Here is an 18291-nt window from a genome sequence, read left to right on the forward strand (position 1 = left end):
CTCCTGCAAGGATTGTTGGTTAACCGTGAATTTCGGGTAAATGAAAAGCCCCGGCATTCACTGAATGCCGGGGCTTTTTTTTGCGTGATTACTGCGTCACTGGCAGATCGCGATGCCGAGCCATACGTATCCGATAGAACACGTAGATGATCGCCACCCAGACCGGAATGGCATAGACCGAGGCACGAATGCCCGGAATCATCCACATCACGTAAATGATCACGGCCATGAACGCCAGGCACAGGTAGTTGGTGTACGGCGACCAGAAGGCTTTGAAGCCCGGCACGATGCCGCGTTGGCCCATGGCTTTGCGGAACTTCAAATGCGTCAGGCTGATCAGCGCCCAGTTGATCATCAGGGACGCAACCACCAGGGCAAACAGCAGCTCCAGCGCTTCGTGCGGCGCGACGTAGTTGACCACCACCGCCAGCATCGTGATCAGTGCCGACACGCCGAGTGCCAGCAACGGTACGCCCTGCTTGTTCAGCTTCATAAACGCCTTGGGTGCATCGCCTTGTTCAGACAGACCGTAAAGCATGCGGCTGTTGCAGTAGACACCGCTGTTGTAGACCGACAAGGCGGCGGTGAGTACGACGAAGTTGAGAATCTGCGCGGCGGTGTCGCTGCCGATCAAGGAAAAGATCTGCACGAACGGGCTGCCGCTGTAGGCATCGCCGGACGCGCCCAGGGTCTGCAACAACTGGTCCCAGGGGTACAGCGACAGCAGCACAGTGAGTGCGCCAACGTAGAAAATCAGCACCCGGTAAACCACTTGGTTGATGGCTTTGGGAATCACCTTGCGCGGCTCGCTGGCTTCGGCGGCGGTGATGCCGACCAGCTCCAGGCCACCGAAGGAGAACATGATGAACGCCATCGCCATCAGCAGGCCGCTGTAGCCGTTGGGGAAGAACCCGCCGTGGTCCCACAGGTTGCTCACCGACGCTTGCGGGCCACCGGTGTGGCTGAACAGCATGTAGCAGCCCAGGGCGATCATGCCGATGATCGCCACGACCTTGATGATCGCGAACCAGAACTCCATCTCGCCGAAGATCTTCACGTTCAGCGTGTTGATCAGGTTGACCAGCACGAAGAACACCGCGGCACTGACCCAGGTCGGTACTTCCGGCCACCAGAACTGGATGTACTTGCCGACGGCCGTCAGCTCCGCCATGCCCACCAGCACATACAGCACCCAGTAGTTCCAGCCGGACAGGAAGCCGGCAAAGCTGCCCCAGTAATTGTGGGCAAAATGACTGAAGGAGCCGGCGACCGGCTCCTCGACAATCATCTCGCCCAGCTGGCGCATGATCAGGAAGGCAATGAAACCGGCGATGGCGTAGCCCAGGATCATCGACGGCCCGGCGGACTTGAGCACTCCGGCAGAGCCCAGGAACAACCCGGTACCAATGGCTCCACCCAAGGCGATCAGTTGAATGTGTCGATTTTTCAACCCCCGCTTGAGTGTTCCCGTTTGTAAAATTTCGTCCGCCATCGCGTTCCCTATAGATTTTTGTAGTTACATCAGAATTGAAAGGTCAGATATTACTCTCAGTGAACTTTTCGTAATACAGATGCACGTTATCCAGCGCCTGTTCCTGCAACCAGGTCTTGATCGATTCGACCATCGGCGGCGGGCCGCAGACGTACATATCGGCCTGGGCATCGCGCAGTTCACTGACATCGAAGTGCTCGGCGATGTAGCCGCGTTTTCCTGTCCATTGCGGCGACGGCTCGCTGACCACTTCGGTGTAGCGAAATCCCGGAATGCGTTCAGCATAGGCGGTGATGCGCGCTTGTTCGCACAAATCGGCGGCGTCCCGCACCCCGTAATACAAATGCACCGGTTGCCCGCAGCCGCGTTCGGCCAATTCATCGAGCATCCCCAGCAACGCTGACAGCCCGGTTCCGCCCGCTACCAGAATCAGCGGCTTGGCGACATGTCGCAGGTAAAACGCGCCAAGGGGAGCCTCGAGAACAATCTCGTCGCCGACCTGACAGCGCTCACGGATGTAATTGCTCATGACCCCGTCGGGCAGCAGGCGAATCAGGAATTGCAATTGCTTGTGGCTGCCCGGCCGGTTGGCGAAGGAATAGGAACGCAAGCTCTCGGTGCCGGGGATCCGTAGCCGTGCGTATTGCCCTGGCAGGTAATCCAGCGGTGGCGTGGCGGTGCCCAGGTCCAGATACAGGATCGCCGTGCTGGCCGATACTTGCCTGACGTTGGTGACCGTCGCGCTCAATCGGTCAGGACCGCTGGCGTTGCACAGGCTGGAGGCAAAGTCGAAATAAAACGCCGCATCCGACTTCACCCGCGTTTGGCAGGTGAGCATTTTTCGCTGTTGCAGGTCGTGGCTGGAGAGTGCTTCTTCGTCCACATAATCCTGGCTGTAGTCGCCCGATTCGCAGCGGCCCTGGCAGGTGCCGCAGACGCCTTCGCGGCAATCCAGGGGAATGTTGATGCCATTGCGCAGGGCGGCGTCGAGCAGGATTTCGTTGGGTTGCACGGGAAAGAACAGGGTTTTTCCGTCGGCAAAGCTGAACGCTACTTTGTGAGTCATGCCTCGGTCTCCAGGGATTCAGAGGTGGTAGAAGTCGAGAGCCGAGTTGAAGGTGTCGTTGAGCAGCAGCACAGGCTTGCGCGTGATCAGCCAACTGTCGGCGTAGGGCTTGAGGCGGCAGGTCGCACGGCCATAGAACTGCTCGGGGTGGCGCTGGCCGCGTTCTTCGACGTTCTTTTCGCCACTCATGGTGTGTACCGGTTTTTATTGGGGCGTATCGGTGCGCTCATTAGAGAGAGTGGGGCAGGTGGGGGCTATCCGGTTTGTTGGCGAAGGCAGTCCGTAAAGTGGGGGCGGTAACAATCTGTCGGTCGTCAGTTGGGCAGTGACTACTCAAGGCGATGAACGGCTGCGCCGGTTTGCGGCAATCAGGTACTGTTCGACGAAACGTCGAGTGCGGTTTGAGCGCTTTTTTCTGCTTCGAACCAACGGGTTTATCCGCTTAATCGAGGATGACTATCCGTTAAGTTGGCTTCGACGTTTTGTGGTCTGGAACTTGCCTTTGCAGGACCGAGACGCGCCGTCAGAGCGCGCTGAACAAATAGCCCATGAGTGCACCGTGATGAGCCGCCATTCCGATCCGCAGTGTCGCGACATTCGCGTCGACAGCGATGACCTTGAAGCCGCGAGACGCTGGATGTCCGGCATCTGTGGGCCGCACCGACTGGTGACCACGACGCCCGAGCGCATCCGTTTTCATCACACGGCCAACACGTTCAAGTCGATGGCCACGACCCTGGGCACTCTCTCATACGGCACCGATGTCACCATCGACATCGAAGACCCCGAGCACTTCAGCAGCTACAGCCTGAGCCTGCCGCTGTCGGGCGAGCAGGAGTTGAGCAAGGACGGCAGTGTGGTGAGGTCCGACCGCGACCAGGGGGTGATCATCTCGCCGAATGAAAACCAGTTGCTGGCGATCTCCGGGGACTGTCGAAAGGTGCAGGTTGTGATCACGCGTCTTGCCATGAGCGAGTCGCTGGAAGGTTTGCTGCAGCGCCCGCTGGACGCGCCGCTGCGTTTCGAACCGGTCATGGATGCAGTCGACGGGGCATCAGCCTCATGGTGGCGCATGGCGCGTTACTTCATCGCTGAACTGGAGCGCAGCAACGAACTGTATGAACAGGTGGCATTTACCCGGGACATCGAAAGTTCGCTGATCAAGGGCTTGATCCTCGCGCAGCCGAACAACTACTCGGAAGAACTGCGGGATGTGCTTGGCGTGAAGCTGCCGCATTATCTGATCCGGGCCCGGCAGTACATCCACGACAATGCCCGCGAGACTCTGCATCTGGAAGACATCGAAGCGGCGGCTGGCGTGTCGCGCTTCAAATTGTTCGAGGCCTTCAGGAAGTACTTCGCCTTGTCACCGATGGCTTATCTGAAGAAGCACCGCCTGAACGCCGTGCGCCAGGAGATCCTTGAGCAGCGTTCGGCGCGCAATATTTCCGCGATCGCCTTGGGCTGGGGCTTCACCCACCTCGGGCGGTTTTCTGTCGAGTACCGCAAGCTGTTCGACGAATCCCCCAGCATGACCTTGCAGCGCAACGACGCCCGCCGCCTGCGCTAGTGCCAGGCACCTGGGGACAGGCCGCCGCTCTTGTGGTGAGGGGATTTAGCCAAGCGTCGCACCGCCCCGTTGGCCTGCGCAGCGGGTCCTTTTTATTTACCCGAAACCCATGGTTTACCAACAATCCCTGTAGGAGTCGGCTTGCTGGCGATAACGGTGTAATCGTCGACGTTAATGTTGAATGCCCGACCGCGATCGCCAGCAAGCCGGCTCCTACAACAATGTCACGTCACTCTTGGGTTATTTGCGCACCACCAGGTCCAGCAACTCATCGCGTTCCTTGATTTTCTGCAAGACGATTTCCGAGCGGATATCGGTGACACCCGCCGTGCGGTTCAGGTGGTTGACGATGAAATCGGAGAAGTGTTTGAGGTTGCGCGCCTGGACCCGCAACACATAGTTGCTCGCCCCGGTAATCACGTACGCAGTGACCACTTCCGGCCACGACTGGACCTTCTTGATAAAGGTCTCGTGCCAGTCCTCGACATCCTGTCGCAACGACACATGGACGATGGCTTCCAGCTCGATGCCCAGCCGTTCGGCATTCAGCACGGCGCGATAGCCGCTGATGATTCCCTCACTTTCCAGCAGGCGCAATCGGCGTAGGCACGCCGAGGGTGAAAGGGCGACTTTCTCCGCCAATTCCTGGTTGCTGATGCGCCCGTCCTGTTGCAGTTGATGCAGGATTCGCAGGTCTGTCGAGTCGAGATTCATGGGTGAAATAAATCCGCGGTTATTGTGGTTGGATTCGAATTTTCTGCGAGATAACTACTATACGGCCGCTCACTTTGCACGAAAATTCTCCAGGGCTTCGTTCATTATCTCTCCACCGAAACGGCGGGAATCTGGCCCGGAGCACGGGGTTTGGCTCTCTGCTCGCCGCGACTTTTTGCGATCTGCCCGGACGGCAGATTACTTAGAAAACAGGACTCACCATGACAACAAGAAACGATTGCCTGGCGCTTGATGCTCAGGACGCCCTGGCTCCTCTGCGTCAACAATTCGCCCTGCCTGAAGGGGTGATTTATCTCGACGGAAACTCTCTGGGTGCGCGCCCCGTCGCGGCATTGGCCCGGGCTCAGGCGGTGATCGCCGAAGAGTGGGGCAACGGCCTGATTCGCAGCTGGAACACCGCAGGCTGGCGCGACCTCAGCGAGCGTCTGGGTAACCGCCTGGCCGGCCTGATTGGTGCCCGCGACGGTGAAGTCGTGGTCACCGACACCACCTCGATCAACCTGTTCAAGGTGCTCAGCGCCGCCTTGCGCGTGCAGGCGCAACGCTCGCCGCAGCGGCGGGTGATCGTCACCGAGTCCAGCAACTTCCCCACCGACCTGTACATCGCCGAAGGCCTGGCCGACATGCTGCAGCAGGGCTACACCCTGCGGCTGGTCGACAGCCCCGAAGAGCTGCCGCAAGCGATTGATCAGGACACGGCCGTGGTGATGCTTACCCACGTCAACTACAAGACTGGCTATATGCATGACATGCAGGGCATGACCGCGCTGGCCCACGAGTGCGGCGCGCTGACCATCTGGGACCTGGCGCATTCTGCCGGCGCGGTGCCGGTGGATCTGCATCAGGCCGGTGCCGACTACGCCATCGGTTGCACCTACAAGTACCTCAATGGCGGCCCCGGCTCCCAGGCGTTTGTTTGGGTCTCGCCGTCGTTATGCGATCTGGTGTCGCAACCGCTGTCCGGCTGGTTCGGCCATTCGCGGCAGTTCGCCATGGAGTCGCACTACGAGCCAAGCCAGGGCATCGCTCGCTATCTGTGCGGCACCCAGCCGATTACTTCGCTGGCGATGGTCGAGTGTGGCCTGGACGTGTTCGCCCAGACCGACATGGCCAGCCTGCGGCGCAAATCCCTGGCCCTGACCGACCTGTTCATCGAGTTGGTCGAGCAGCGCTGCGCGGCCCATGAACTGACCCTGGTCACACCCCGCGAACACGCCAAACGCGGCAGTCACGTCAGCTTCGAACACCCCGAAGGTTATGCGGTGATCCAGGCCCTGATCGCCCGTGGCGTGATCGGTGATTACCGCGAACCGCGGATCATGCGCTTCGGCTTCACCCCGCTGTACACGACCTTCACCGAGGTCTGGGATGCGGTGCAGATCCTGGGCGAGATTCTCGATGAGAAAACCTGGGCGCAAGCGCAATTCCAGGTCCGTCACAGCGTCACCTGATCGATCCATGGCTCATGCCTTGCTGCCGGGGAGTTCCTGGCAGCAGGGCGTGGCTCGTCGCCAATAAACAGTTCTGTGCAAACACAATAATAAGGAGCACGCAGAATGAAGTTGTCCCACTGGCCCGCCTTGCCGCTCGCCATCACCAGTTGCCTGGGGTCAATCGCCCATGCCGCCGACAATGGATTCGTCGAAGACAGCAGTCTGACCCTGACCAACCGTAACTTCTATTTCTATCGCAACAACCTCAATAATCCGGGTGGGCAGAATTACCGGGACGAATGGGCCCACGGGATCATGCTCGATTTTCGCTCCGGTTATACCCAGGGCACGGTGGGGTTCGGGGTCGATGCCTATGCGCAGTTGGGGCTCAAGCTCGACAGCGGCAGGGGACGAACCGGCACCGGTTTGTTGCCGGTCGATTCCGACGGTCGCCCCGAGGATGAGTATTCCGAAGCCGGTGGTGCGCTCAAGGCGCGGATCTCCCGCACCGAGCTCAAGTACGGCAACCTGACGCCGCTCAATCCGGTGTTTGGCACCGGCAATGCGCGGCTGTTCACCCCCGTGACCAACGGCTTTCAGCTGACCAGCCACGAGCTCGAGGCACTGCAACTGGACATGGGCCACTTCACCTCCGGCAACGACGGCAACTCGACCAATGACGATGGCGCACTCAAGGCCCTGTATGCCGGGGTGGAAACCCGCAGCGTCGATTACCTGGGCGGCAGCTACGCCCTGAGCGACCGGCTGAGTGTGAGCCTGTATGGCTCGCAGTTCAGCGATATCTGGCGCCAGTACTACGCCAACACCAACTACACCTTTGCGCTGAGCGAGGGCCGATCGCTGAACCTGGACTTCAACCTTTACCGCACCCTCGACGAGGGCCAGCGCCTGGCCGGCGAGATCGACAACACCACCTGGTCGTTGGCCGCCGCGTACAAATTCGGCGCCCATCGATTAACCCTGGCTTACCAGCAAGTCGATGGCGACGAGCCGTTCGACTACCTGGGTTTCGATCAGCAGCCAGGCACGTCGATCTTTCTCGCCAACTCGGTGCAAGTGCTCGACTTCAACGCCCCCAACGAACGCTCCTGGCAACTGCGCTACGACCTGGACATGGCGCCGTTCGGCGTACCGGGCCTGAGTTTCATGTCACGTTACATCAGCGGTGATCATATCGATGACAGCCATTACGATGGCGGCCCCAACGGTGCCTATGGACGCTATGGCGATGACGGCAAGCGCTGGGAGCGCGACCTCGAGGCACGCTATGTCGTGCAATCGGGCCCGGCCAGGGACCTGTCGGTGCGGGTGCGCCAGGCCAGCGTGCGCTCGACGGCCCAGGTCGCACGGGCGGACACCACGGACAACAACGAGGTTCGCGTCATCATCGAGTATCCACTGAGTATTTTCTGATCCGTGTGATCCCACTGCCCAAACAACGACGTGCTCTTCAAGAAAGACAATATTCAGAGGACATACACATGGCCGACAACGCCGGTTTTGAAACGATATCCAACCGTGAACACGGTTTGCGGCGTCAGTTGACGTCGGGACAGATGAGCATGATCGCCATTGGCGGCGCAATCGGCACCGGGCTGTTCATGGGCAGTGCCTACGCCATCGGCTATGCCGGGCCGAGCGTGCTGCTCAGTTATGCCATTGGCGCGATCATCACCTTGCTGTTGATGGGCTGCCTGGCGGAAATGACCGTGGCCCATTCGACCTCGGGATCGTTCGGTGCCTATGCCGAGTTCTATGTCAGTCCGCTGGCCGGTTTCCTGGTGCGCTACGCCTATTGGGCGGCCATCGTGCTGGCGGTCGGCACCGAAGTGACAGCGGTGGCGATGTATATGAAGTACTGGTTCGCCAACGTACCGGAGTGGGTGTGGATCGTGTCGTTTTCCAGCGTACTGATCGTGCTGAACGCTATTAGCGTGAAGACCTTCGGCACCTTCGAGTACTGGTTCTCGACCATCAAGATCGGCGCCATTGTCGGCTTCATCATCCTGGCGGTGTATGTGGTGTTCGGCTCCGGCAATCCTGAATACGGCGTGCACAACTACACCGCCCACGATGGTTTTTTCCCCCATGGCCTGCAAGGCATGTGGGTGGCAGTGATCGTGTCGATCTTCAGCTACTTGAGTGTGGAGATGATCGCGGTGGCCGCCGGTGAAGCCAAGGACCCGGAGCGGGCCGTGAAGCAGGCCTTTCGCGCGACCATCGTGCGCCTGGTGGTGTTCTACCTGCTGACCCTGGCGCTGATGCTGGCAATCGTGCCATGGACCCAGGCCGGCCAGGCCCAGAGCCCATTCGTTACGGTCATGCAAGCCATCGGCATTCCGGGTGCGACCGGGGTGATGAACTTCGTGATCCTGATCGCGGCACTGTCGGCGATGAACAGCCAGCTGTACATCACCACACGCATGATGTTCAGTCTGTCCCGTGGTGGCTATGCCCCCAAATCCATGGGCAAGTTGAGCAAGACCGGCATTCCGCTGAACGCCCTGTTGCTGTCGAGTTCTGGCATCGCCCTGGCGACCTTGCTCAACATCCTGTATCCGGAAAGCTCGTTCACCCTGATGATGGCAATCTCCATGTTCGGCGCCATCTTCACCTGGTTCATGATCTTCCTGACGCACTACTGTTTCCGTCGTTATCACCAGCGTCACGGCGAGCGCAAACTGTCGTTCCGCATGCGCCTGTTCCCGTATACGACTTTGCTGGGATTGCTGCTGATGGGCGCGGTGATGATCACCACCTACTTCACTGAAGCCTTCAAGATGACCCTGGTGTTCGGCGCGCCGTTCCTGCTGTTGCTGACGGTGGTCTACTGGGTTTTCTTCAGGAAGTCGGAACCGGCCTCACTTGGCACGCAACGCGTCGAGCAAGGTTCTGGCATAGCCGGGCAGGTCGGTGAATGAACGGGTGCACAGCAGCAGTTTTCGTTGTGCCCAGTTTTCTTCGAGCATGAAGCTTTTCAAGGATTGATCAGCAGGCCGTCGCTGGATCGCCGCCAGCGGCACGATGGCCAGCCCTGCGCCGCGGGTGACCATGCGTATCACGCCGTCGAAGCCTTGCGCACGGATGCGGATTTGCAGGCGGACCCCGGCGTGCAGTGCCTGTTCTTCGAGGTACACCGACAGGGCGCTGTCGGCGGCCAGGCCGACGTAGTCGTAGTGCAGCGTATCGCTGAAGCGTGGCGTTGTGCCTTCGGCCAATGGGTGTCCGGGCGGCATGATCAGCACCAGCGGATCATCGCGAAAGGGCAGGGTTTCGAGATTGTGGGTGTCGACGGCGTCGGAGACGATGCCCAGGTCCGCCGCACCCTGGCGTAAGGTGTGGACGATGCGCAGGCTCGGCATTTCCTGCACATCGATGTCGAGGTTGGGATGGTGGCAAAGGAAGTCCGCCAACACTTCCGGCAGGTACTCAGTGATCGCCGTGGTGTTGCACAGCAAGCGCACCTGGCCTTTGACGCCCTTGGCGTATTCGGCCAGATCCTGCTGCATGCGGTCGGCCTGTTGCAGCAGGAGCCGGGCGTGCTGCGCCAAGGCTTTTCCCGCCGGGGTTGGCGAGACCCCACGCCGACCGCGCTCCAGGAAATCAATGCCCAATGACGACTCCATCGCCCGAATGCGCGCACTGGCCGCCGCCAGGGACAGGTGACTGCGGGCGGCGCCAGCGGTGATATTGCCGGTGTCGAGGATGTGCAGGTAGAGGCGCAGGTCGGTGAGGTCGAAGTGCATGTGGGCAATCCAGATAGGTGTGTTGTCAGGGCGGACGCCTTCGCGAGCAGGCTCGCTCCCACAATGGATTGGTGAGCGACGCAAAACCACTGTGGGAGCGAGCCTGCTCGCGAAGACGTCGGCAGCTACAACCCAACATTCAGCCTCTTGTCTTACAAGAGGCACCCTCAGTATATGGCAGATTTTCAATCACCCCTCGTGGGCGCACGATAGCCCCATGAATACTCTCGCCGCGTTCTACCAAAACCTCGGTCTGGCCTTGTCTTTACTGGTCATCACCACCTTTCTGCTGGCCGGCACCATCAAAGGCGTCATCGGCCTCGGCCTGCCGACCATTGCCATGGGCTTGCTCGGTCTGGCTATGGCGCCGTCGCAGGCTGCCGCGCTGTTGATCATCCCGGCCACGCTGACCAACGTCTGGCAACTGGCATTCGGCGGTCATCTACGGGGGCTGATCAAACGTCTGTGGCCGATGCTGCTGGCGATTTTCATCGGCACCGGCGCGGGTACGTTGTGGATCGGCATGGTCGGCGGGCATTGGGTGGTGCGAGGACTGGGTGCGGCGTTGTTGCTCTACGCCTTGAGCGGACTGTTCCTGCCGGTCCAGCGCGTGGGCGAACGTAGCGAGCATTGGCTCGGTCCGCTGTGCGGCGTGCTGACGGGCATCATCACCTCGGCCACCGGCGTGTTCGTGATTCCGGCGGTGCCGTACCTGCAAGCGCTGGGTTTGAGCAAGGACGAGTTGGTGCAGGCGCTGGGGCTGTCGTTCACTGTCTCGACCCTGGCCCTGGCCGCTGGGTTGTTATGGCGCGGCGCCCTCGGCGGTGGCGAGTTGAGCGCCTCGCTGCTGGCGCTGATCCCGGCGGTGCTCGGCATGTGGCTGGGGCAGTGGCTGCGCCAGCGGATCAGCGCTGTGTTGTTCAAGCGCGTATTTTTCATTGGCCTTGGCTTGCTTGGCGGCCATTTGCTGATCAGCGGGTAGCGGACGACCGGCTGATCATCTCAATGGCGCGGATCTCGAAGTCACGTTCCAGGTACTCATCGCGCTGAGCGAGAAATGCCTTCATGTGTGGCAGGTTCGAATGCACGTCGAGGTGCGCCTGGGACTGCCAGATCTCGTAGAAAATGAACAGGGTCGGGTCCTGTTTGTCGCGCAACATGTGGTACTCGATGCAGCCGGGTTCGGCGCGGCTGGCTTCCACGTAACCGCTGAAAAACGCTTCAAAGGCGTCGGATTTTTCCGGGCGGGTCTTGGCGTGCAGGATGAAGCCTTGCAGGTCACTCATGAACATCACTCCTCAAGTCAGAATCGGCGCCAGTCTAAGGCAACAATCGGCTGTAGATTCGTGCGTTTAGGTCAAATGATTTTTGCCAAACGAAGGCTTATTCCGCGCGAGGCGGATCGTTACTCTGCCGCCATCCAATTTCTGACCTTCCCGAGATCCCCCATGAAAAAAGTCCTGTTGCTCAATGGTGGCAAAAAATTCGCCCACTCCGATGGCCGCTACAACGCCACCCTGCACGAAGCTGCGTTGAGCGTGCTGGACCGTGGCGGGCTGGATGTCAAAGCCACCTTCATCGATGAGGGTTATGACATCGCTGAAGAAGTGGCCAAGTTCCTCTGGGCCGACGTGATCATTTACCAGATGCCCGGTTGGTGGATGGGCGCGCCGTGGACCGTCAAGAAGTACATCGACGAAGTCTTCACCGAAGGTCATGGCAGCCTCTACGCCAGCGATGGCCGCACCCGTTCCGATGCCTCGCAGAAGTACGGCAGCGGCGGCCTGATCCAGGGCAAGCAGTACATGTTGTCGCTGACCTGGAACGCACCGCAGCAAGCCTTCGACGACCCGACTGACTTCTTCGAAGGCAAGGGCGTGGATGCGGTGTACTTCCCGTTCCACAAGGCCAACGAATTCCTAGGTATGACCGGCTTGCCGACCTTCCTGTGCGTGGACGTGATGAAGCGCCCAAATATCGAAGGCGATGTGGCGCGTTACGAGCAACATTTGACCGAGGTGTTTGGCCTCAAGGCCTGACGCTCGGCTACTATCGATAGCGGGAACCGAAACCTGTAGGAGCCGGCTTGCTGGCGATCAGCGCATGCGGTTTTTCTGAAGGACCGCCATCGCCAGCAAGCCGGCTCCTACGAAAATCGATTGATGCGCTGAATTTTTCGAAAAGGAATGCAGGTGAAAGCCAGATCCGATGAGTTGCAGATCTTCGTCTGCGTGATTGAGTGCGGGTCGATTTCGGCGGCGGCCGAGCAGGTCGGGCAGACGCCGTCGGCGGTCAGCCGCACCTTGTCGCGTCTGGAAGCCAAGCTCGACACGACCCTGATCAACCGCACCACACGGCGCATGGACCTCACCGAAGAAGGCAAGTACTTCTTCGAACACGCCAAGCGGATTCTCGATCAGATGGATGAGCTCGAAGAGCGCTTGTCGTCACGCCAGCAGACGCCGTCCGGACGCTTGCGCATCAACGCCGCATCACCCTTCATGTTGCACGCCATCGTGCCCTACATCGATGAATTCCGCAGGCTTTATCCCGATATCCAGCTTGAGCTCAACAGCAACGACCTGATCATCGACCTGCTCGAACAAAGCACCGACATCGCCATCCGTATCGGCACGCTTGCTGACTCGACCCTGCACGCCCGCTCCCTGGGGTGCAGCCCGATTCATATCGTCGCCAGCCCCGCGTATCTGGAAAAACACGGCACGCCGACGGCGGTGGCCGACCTGGCCAATCACACGCTGCTGGGATTCACCCAGAACGAAGGCCTGAACCAGTGGCCATTGCGCTACGTGCACGGTGATCGCTGGCCGATCGAGGCCGCGCTCAGCGCCTCCAGCGGCGAGACCATTCGCCATCTGGCGCTGGAAGGCCAGGGCATTGCCAGTCTGTCGCACTACATGACCATCGAAGACATTCGTGCCGGGCGTTTGAAAGTCGTGCTGGCCGAGTTCAACAGCGGCTATCGCCAGCCGATCAACGCGGTGTATTACCGCAACTCGCAACTGGCCCTGCGCATTCAGTGTTTCCTGGATTTCATCCAGGGCAAGCTGGCGTTGTATGCGAGTGAGGATTTCAAGGCTGATTCGTGATTCCTGGACAAGAGTGAATTGGGTCAGCGGGGATTTTTCGTCGCGCACCGCTGCCGGATACTCGTTGCATCATTGATCAACGCAGGGAGTTTCTCCATGAACGTATTCGTCACCGGCGCCGCCGGTTTTATCGGCGGTTCCATCGCCACGGGCCTGATCAAGGCTGGTCACAGCGTCACCGGTCTGGTGCGCAACGCCGAACAGGCCGATGAGCTGAAAGCGCTGGGCATCACGCCAGTGGTCGGCACGCTGGACGACAGCGCCCTGTTGGCCGAACAGGCCCGTGCCGCCGAAGCCGTGATCAACGCTGCCAGCAGCGACCATCGCGGTGCGGTAGAAGCCTTGCTCGATGCCTTGCGCGGCTCCAACAAGGTGTTCCTGCACACCAGCGGTTCGAGCATCGTCGGCGATGCGTCGGGCGGTAAATCCAGCGATGTCATCTACTTCGAGGACAACCTGCCGGAACCGACCGTCGACAAGGCCGCCCGCGTGGCCATCGACAACCTGATTCTTGCTGCGGCGAAGGATGGGGTGAACTCGGCAGTCATCTGCAACACCCTGATCTACGGCCATAGCCTGGGCGTGAATCGTGACAGCGTGCAATTGCCGCGTTTGTTGAAACAAGCGCGTAAAAGCGGCGTCGTGCGCCATGTCGGTCCAGGGCAGAACATCTGGTCCAACGTGCACATCGAAGACGTGGTGTCGCTGTATCTGCTGGCGCTGACCAAAAACATTCCGGGCACCTTCTACTTCGTCGAAAGCGGTGAAGCATCGTTCATCGACATGACCACAGCCATGGCCCAGGCGCTGGGTCTAGGTGAACCGCAAGACTGGCCGCTCAAGGAGGCCGAGGCTGAGTGGGGTTATGAAATGGCCAACTATGGTTTGGGTTCCAACAGTCGGGTTCGTGGCAAGCAGGCGCGGGCGTTGCTGGGGTGGGTGCCCAAGCGCACGTCGGTGGTGGAGTGGATTCTGAAAGAAATGGTGTGAGTTCGCTGTAGTTCGCGTCATCGTTCATCGCGGGCAAGCCTTGCTCCTACAGGTTTTATGTCGTCTATGAATTTTGTGAACGACACAAAACCTGTAGGAGCAAGGCTTGCCCGCGATGGCATATTCAGCGTCGCAACAACTGGCCGGGCTGCCCTCGATTCCGTAACATCCGCACATTCTTTCTCGCTACTCCCTGCGGTCCTCCATGAAACCCAAAAACCTGCGCGCCGACATCCTGGCCGGCCTCACCACGTCTTTTGCCCTGCTGCCCGAATGCATCGCCTTCGCGCTGGTGGCTCACCTCAATCCGCTGATGGGGCTGTACGGCGCATTCATCATTTGCACGCTGACCGCGCTGTTCGGCGGTCGGCCGGGCATGGTCTCCGGTGCCGCCGGTTCCATGGCGGTGGTGATCGTCGCGCTGGTGGTGCAGCACGGTGTGCAATACCTGCTGGCCACGGTGCTGCTGGGCGGGTTGATCATGATGGCGTTCGGTCTGCTCAAGCTCGGTAAGCTGGTGCGGATGGTGCCGCACCCGGTGATGCTGGGTTTCGTCAACGGTCTGGCAATCATCATTGCCCTGGCGCAACTGGAACATTTCAAAAGCGGCGAGGCGTGGCTGAGCGGCACGCCGCTGTACATGATGATCGGGCTGGTCGCCGTGACGATGGCGATTGTCTATGTGCTGCCACGCCTGACCCGGACAGTACCGCCAGCGTTGGTGGCGATACTCGGCGTGGGCCTGGCGGTGTACCTGCTCGGCCTGCCGACCCGTACCCTGGGCGACATGGCGCACATTGCCGGTGGCTTACCGACTTTCGCCTTGCCGGACATTCCCTGGAACCTCGACACCCTGCGCGTCATTGCCCCCTACGCGATCCTGATGGCGTTGGTCGGCCTACTGGAAACCCTGCTGACCCTGAACCTTACCGACGAGATCACTGAGAGCCGCGGCTACCCGGACCGTGAGTGCGTGGCGCTGGGCGCAGCGAACGTGGTGTCCGGTGCGTTCGGCGGCATGGGCGGTTGCGCGATGATTGGTCAGACCGTGATCAACCTCAGTTCTGGCGGACGTGGCCGGGTATCCGGTGTGGTGGCCGGTGTGGCGATTCTGTTGTTCATTCTGTTCCTGTCGCCGCTGATCGAACGCATTCCGCTGGCGGCGTTGGTGGGGGTGATGTTCGTGGTGTCGCAGCAGACCTTCGCCTGGGCTTCCTTGCGGGTGGTGAACAAGGTGCCGCTCAATGATGTGCTGGTGATCATGGCGGTGACTGTGATCACCGTGTTCACCGACCTGGCCACGGCGGTGCTGTGCGGGATCATCATTGCGGCGCTGAATTTCGCCTGGCAACAGGCTCGCGAGCTCTACGCAGACAGTCATCTTGAAGCCGACGGCAGCAAGCTGTACCTGATGCACGGCACGCTGTTTTTCGCCTCGACCACACCGTTTCTCAATCAATTCGATCCGGCCAACGACCCGGCCGTGGTGACCATCGACTGCCGCCACCTGAGCTTCGTCGACTACTCCGCCATCGCCGCCCTCAAGACCTTGCGCGAGCGCTACGAAAAGGCCGGCAAGCATTTGCGAGTGCTGCACTTGTCCGAGCGCTGCAAGAAGCTGCTCAAGCGAGCCCATGTCGCTCACGACTGAATAATCAAAAGATCGCAGCCTGCGGCAGCTCCTACACCGGTCCTCTGTAGGAGCTGCCGCAGGCTGCGATCTTTTGATCTTCAAAATGAAAATTCGCCGGTCCGATTTTCATTATTAACGACAAAACATACCCAAAAACGACACCTCTTACCTCTATACGAAAATTACTTTCACCTCGTTTGAGTTTCACGCTTCGAAATGTTTTAAGAGTTTCACAAAACTTTCGACGTGACCCTCTCGAGGAGTACCGCATGACCCCGTCCTTCGGCTATTGGCTGCTGGTGTATGCCGCTGTTGCCATCATTGCCCTGATCGTTCTGATCGCCCGTTATCGGCTCAATCCGTTCATCGTCATCACCCTGATTACCCTCGGCCTGGCGCTGGTCGCCGGGATGCCGCCGTCCGGTGTGGTGGGGGCTTACGAGGCGGGGGTTGGCAAGACGCTGGGACACATCGCGCTGGTGGTGGCGCTGGGCACGATGCTCGGCAAGATGATGGCCGAGTCCGGGGGCGCCGAGCAGGTGGCGCGGACCCTGATCGACCGTTTCGGCGAGAAGAACGCCCACTGGGCGATGGTCTGCATCGCCTTCCTGGTGGGCCTGCCGCTGTTTTTCGAGGTCGGTTTCGTGTTGCTGGTGCCGATTGCGTTCACCGTGGCGCGGCGGGTGGGCGTGTCGATCCTGATGGTCGGTTTGCCGATGGTCGCCGGGCTCTCAGTGGTGCATGCGTTGGTGCCGCCACATCCGGCGGCGATGCTGGCGGTGCAGGTCTATCAGGCGTCGGTGGGGCAGACTTTGCTCTATGCGATTGCCGTCGGCATTCCCACCGCGATCATCGCCGGTCCCCTGTACGCCAAATTCATCGTGCCGCGCATCCAGTTGCCGGCGGAAAACCCGCTGGAGCGCCAGTTCCTCGAACGTGAACCCCGCGACAACCTGCCGGGCTTCGGCATCACCATGGCGACCATTCTGCTGCCAGTGGTGCTGATGCTGATCGGCGGCTGGGCCAACCTGATTTCCACGCCGGGTACGGGGCTCAACCAGTTCCTGTTGTTCATCGGCAACTCGGTGATCGCCCTGCTGTTGGCGACCTTGCTGAGTTTCTGGACGCTCGGCATCGCTCAGGGTTTCAATCGCGAATCGATCCTCAAGTTCACCAACGAGTGCCTGGCACCGACCGCCAGCATCACCCTGCTGGTGGGCGCTGGCGGCGGTCTGAACAAGATTCTGGTGGATGCCGGCGTCACCGACCAGATCGTCGGCCTGGCCCACGAATTCCATCTGTCGCCACTGCTGATGGGCTGGTTGTTCGCCGCGCTGATGCGCATCGCCACCGGTTCCGCCACCGTGGCCATGACCACCGCGTCCGGCGTGGTCGCGCCGGTGGCTATCGGCCTGGGTTATCCGCATCCGGAATTGCTGGTGCTGGCCACCGGTGCCGGCTCGGTCATTTTTTCTCACGTCAACGACGGCGGCTTCTGGTTGATCAAGGAATACTTCAACATGACGGTGGCCCAGACCTTCAAGACCTGGACCGTGCTTGAAACCCTGATTTCGCTGGTTGCCTTCGGCCTGACCGTTGGCCTTTCCTACCTGATTTAAACGGAGCCATTTGCCATGGACATCCTTTACCAGATTCGCGCCCGCCAGGATTCTTTCAGCGCCGGTGAAGGACGCATCGCCCGCCTGATGCTCGACGACGTCGGGTTCGCCGCTTCCGCCAGCCTCGATGAGCTGGCGCTGCGGGCGGAAGTCAGCACCGCCACCTTGTCGCGTTTCGCCCGCACCGTGGGCTGTCGCGACTTGCGTGACCTGCGCCTGCAACTGGCCCAGGCCAGCGGCGTTGGCAGCCGTTTTCTCGACCCGGCGGGCACCCCCGAGCAGTCGGCGTTCTATGGGCAGATCGTCGGGGATATCGAGTCGACCCTGCGCCAGCATCTGTCGGGTTTCGACGAGTCGCGCTTTGCCGATGCGGTAAAACTGCTGGGCAAGGCGCGTATGATTCATGCGTTCGGCATGGGTGGCTGCTCGACCCTGTGCAGCGATGAATTGCAGGTGCGTTTGGTGCGGCTGGGTTACCCGATTTCGGTCTGCCATGACGCCGTGATGATGCGCATCACGGCCTCCAGCCTGAGCGCCGAGCACGTGGTGATCGTCTGCTCACTGACCGGCATCACCCCGGAACTGATCGAAACGGTGGAGCTGGCCCGCAGCTACGGTGCGCGGATTCTGGCCATCACCCGTGGCGACTCGACGCTGGCGCAATTGGCCGACATCGTCCTGCCGCTGCAAAGCGCCGAAACCTCCTTCATCTACAAACCCACGGCGGCGCGCTACGGCATGCTGCTGGCCATTGATGTGCTTGCCACCGAGCTGGCACTGGCCAATCCTCAAGACAATCAAGAGCGTCTGCGGCGGATCAAACTCGCCCTGGACGATTACCGCGGCGGCGACGATCACCTGCCGCTGGGAGACTGA

General features: G+C 60.3%; 16 protein-coding genes and 1 pseudogene. 11 read left to right on the plus strand and 6 right to left on the minus strand.

The genetic code is table 11. The features are described 5' to 3' along the window. Window positions 1-88 precede the first annotated feature (88 nt). The 3 genes and pseudogenes from ABTV22_RS03360 to ABTV22_RS03370 all read right to left on the minus strand — a co-directional run. Window positions 89-1492 carry an amino acid permease gene (locus tag ABTV22_RS03360; RefSeq protein WP_433738557.1) on the minus strand — a complete coding sequence of 468 codons (1404 nt, stop codon included), beginning with the start codon at window positions 1490-1492 and terminating at the stop codon, window positions 89-91. A 43-nt stretch (window positions 1493-1535) separates the two neighbouring features. After that, entirely contained in the window at window positions 1536-2558 is a 1023-nt protein-coding gene (gene antC, locus ABTV22_RS03365) for an anthranilate 1,2-dioxygenase electron transfer component AntC (RefSeq protein ID WP_433738558.1), read from the minus strand. An 18-nt stretch (window positions 2559-2576) separates the two neighbouring features. After that, a pseudogene (locus ABTV22_RS03370) lies at window positions 2577-2702 on the minus strand (benzoate 1,2-dioxygenase small subunit); the annotation flags it as partial. Between the two features lie 418 nt (window positions 2703-3120). On the opposite strand from ABTV22_RS03370, the gene ABTV22_RS03375 reads away from it, so the two are divergent. Beyond that, window positions 3121-4128, plus strand: a complete 1008-nt coding sequence (locus tag ABTV22_RS03375; protein WP_433738559.1) for a helix-turn-helix domain-containing protein — start codon at window positions 3121-3123, stop codon at window positions 4126-4128. 240 nt (window positions 4129-4368) lie between these two features. Here the strand turns inward: ABTV22_RS03375 and ABTV22_RS03380 are convergent, their stop codons facing one another. Next, window positions 4369-4842, minus strand: coding sequence for an Lrp/AsnC family transcriptional regulator (locus tag ABTV22_RS03380; RefSeq protein ID WP_433738560.1), 474 nt, complete (start codon window positions 4840-4842; stop codon window positions 4369-4371). 221 nt (window positions 4843-5063) lie between these two features. On the opposite strand from ABTV22_RS03380, the gene kynU reads away from it, so the two are divergent. From kynU to ABTV22_RS03395, 3 genes are all read left to right on the plus strand, one after another. Then, window positions 5064-6314 carry a kynureninase gene (gene kynU, locus ABTV22_RS03385; RefSeq protein WP_433738561.1) on the plus strand — a complete coding sequence of 417 codons (1251 nt, stop codon included), beginning with the start codon at window positions 5064-5066 and terminating at the stop codon, window positions 6312-6314. A 105-nt stretch (window positions 6315-6419) separates the two neighbouring features. Beyond that, window positions 6420-7730, plus strand: coding sequence for an OprD family porin (locus tag ABTV22_RS03390; RefSeq protein WP_433738562.1), 1311 nt, complete (start codon window positions 6420-6422; stop codon window positions 7728-7730). Between the two features lie 68 nt (window positions 7731-7798). Then, entirely contained in the window at window positions 7799-9238 is a 1440-nt protein-coding gene (locus ABTV22_RS03395; RefSeq protein WP_433738563.1) for an amino acid permease, read from the plus strand. On the opposite strand, the gene ABTV22_RS03400 is transcribed toward ABTV22_RS03395, so the two are convergent. Then, window positions 9179-10063: a LysR family transcriptional regulator gene (locus tag ABTV22_RS03400; protein WP_433738564.1), complete on the minus strand. Its 885-nt coding sequence runs from the start codon at window positions 10061-10063 to the stop codon at window positions 9179-9181. The genes ABTV22_RS03395 and ABTV22_RS03400 overlap by 60 nt on opposite strands. A 217-nt stretch (window positions 10064-10280) precedes the next feature. Here ABTV22_RS03400 and ABTV22_RS03405 point away from each other — a divergent pair, with 217 nt between their 5' ends. After that, window positions 10281-11045, plus strand: a complete 765-nt coding sequence (locus tag ABTV22_RS03405) for a sulfite exporter TauE/SafE family protein (protein WP_433738565.1) — start codon at window positions 10281-10283, stop codon at window positions 11043-11045. Here ABTV22_RS03405 and ABTV22_RS03410 read toward each other — a convergent pair. Continuing rightward, window positions 11035-11349 (minus strand): putative quinol monooxygenase, encoded by a 315-nt coding sequence (locus tag ABTV22_RS03410; RefSeq protein ID WP_433738566.1) that lies wholly within the window; start codon window positions 11347-11349, stop codon window positions 11035-11037. The two genes, ABTV22_RS03405 and ABTV22_RS03410, sit on opposite strands and share 11 nt — an antisense overlap. A gap of 162 nt (window positions 11350-11511) precedes the next feature. On the opposite strand from ABTV22_RS03410, the gene ABTV22_RS03415 reads away from it, so the two are divergent. The 6 genes from ABTV22_RS03415 (at window position 11512) to ABTV22_RS03440 (ending at window position 18291) form a co-directional block, all read left to right on the plus strand. Continuing rightward, window positions 11512-12102, plus strand: coding sequence for an NAD(P)H-dependent oxidoreductase (locus ABTV22_RS03415; RefSeq protein WP_433738567.1), 591 nt, complete (start codon window positions 11512-11514; stop codon window positions 12100-12102). A gap of 153 nt (window positions 12103-12255) precedes the next feature. Continuing rightward, complete coding sequence (locus tag ABTV22_RS03420) at window positions 12256-13173, plus strand: LysR family transcriptional regulator (protein WP_433738568.1); 918 nt, start codon at window positions 12256-12258, stop codon at window positions 13171-13173. Between the two features lie 96 nt (window positions 13174-13269). After that, window positions 13270-14163 (plus strand): NAD-dependent epimerase/dehydratase family protein, encoded by an 894-nt coding sequence (locus tag ABTV22_RS03425; protein ID WP_433738569.1) that lies wholly within the window; start codon window positions 13270-13272, stop codon window positions 14161-14163. Between the two features lie 205 nt (window positions 14164-14368). Next, window positions 14369-15814, plus strand: coding sequence for a SulP family inorganic anion transporter (locus ABTV22_RS03430; protein WP_433738570.1), 1446 nt, complete (start codon window positions 14369-14371; stop codon window positions 15812-15814). Between the two features lie 251 nt (window positions 15815-16065). Next, window positions 16066-17415, plus strand: a complete 1350-nt coding sequence (locus ABTV22_RS03435; protein ID WP_433738571.1) for a GntP family permease — start codon at window positions 16066-16068, stop codon at window positions 17413-17415. A 15-nt stretch (window positions 17416-17430) separates the two neighbouring features. Further along, window positions 17431-18291 (plus strand): MurR/RpiR family transcriptional regulator, encoded by an 861-nt coding sequence (locus tag ABTV22_RS03440; protein ID WP_110966241.1) that lies wholly within the window; start codon window positions 17431-17433, stop codon window positions 18289-18291.

This window comes from Pseudomonas putida, assembly GCF_050990305.1.
Classification (GTDB): Bacteria; Pseudomonadota; Gammaproteobacteria; order Pseudomonadales; family Pseudomonadaceae; genus Aquipseudomonas; species Aquipseudomonas putida_AH.

Coding starts and splice junctions, on each gene's coding strand:
- ABTV22_RS03425 (WP_433738569.1), top strand. CDS start 13,270: ATGAACGTATTCGTCACCGGCGCCGCCGGTTTTATCGGCGGTTCCATC.
- ABTV22_RS03380 (WP_433738560.1), bottom strand. CDS start 4,842: ATGAATCTCGACTCGACAGACCTGCGAATCCTGCATCAACTGCAACAG.
- ABTV22_RS03415 (WP_433738567.1), top strand. CDS start 11,512: ATGAAAAAAGTCCTGTTGCTCAATGGTGGCAAAAAATTCGCCCACTCC.
- ABTV22_RS03360 (WP_433738557.1), bottom strand. CDS start 1,492: ATGGCGGACGAAATTTTACAAACGGGAACACTCAAGCGGGGGTTGAAA.
- ABTV22_RS03405 (WP_433738565.1), top strand. CDS start 10,281: ATGAATACTCTCGCCGCGTTCTACCAAAACCTCGGTCTGGCCTTGTCT.
- ABTV22_RS03435 (WP_433738571.1), top strand. CDS start 16,066: ATGACCCCGTCCTTCGGCTATTGGCTGCTGGTGTATGCCGCTGTTGCC.
- ABTV22_RS03395 (WP_433738563.1), top strand. CDS start 7,799: ATGGCCGACAACGCCGGTTTTGAAACGATATCCAACCGTGAACACGGT.
- kynU (WP_433738561.1), top strand. CDS start 5,064: ATGACAACAAGAAACGATTGCCTGGCGCTTGATGCTCAGGACGCCCTG.
- ABTV22_RS03440 (WP_110966241.1), top strand. CDS start 17,431: ATGGACATCCTTTACCAGATTCGCGCCCGCCAGGATTCTTTCAGCGCC.
- ABTV22_RS03430 (WP_433738570.1), top strand. CDS start 14,369: ATGAAACCCAAAAACCTGCGCGCCGACATCCTGGCCGGCCTCACCACG.
- ABTV22_RS03400 (WP_433738564.1), bottom strand. CDS start 10,063: ATGCACTTCGACCTCACCGACCTGCGCCTCTACCTGCACATCCTCGAC.
- ABTV22_RS03375 (WP_433738559.1), top strand. CDS start 3,121: ATGAGCCGCCATTCCGATCCGCAGTGTCGCGACATTCGCGTCGACAGC.
- antC (WP_433738558.1), bottom strand. CDS start 2,558: ATGACTCACAAAGTAGCGTTCAGCTTTGCCGACGGAAAAACCCTGTTC.
- ABTV22_RS03390 (WP_433738562.1), top strand. CDS start 6,420: ATGAAGTTGTCCCACTGGCCCGCCTTGCCGCTCGCCATCACCAGTTGC.
- ABTV22_RS03410 (WP_433738566.1), bottom strand. CDS start 11,349: ATGAGTGACCTGCAAGGCTTCATCCTGCACGCCAAGACCCGCCCGGAA.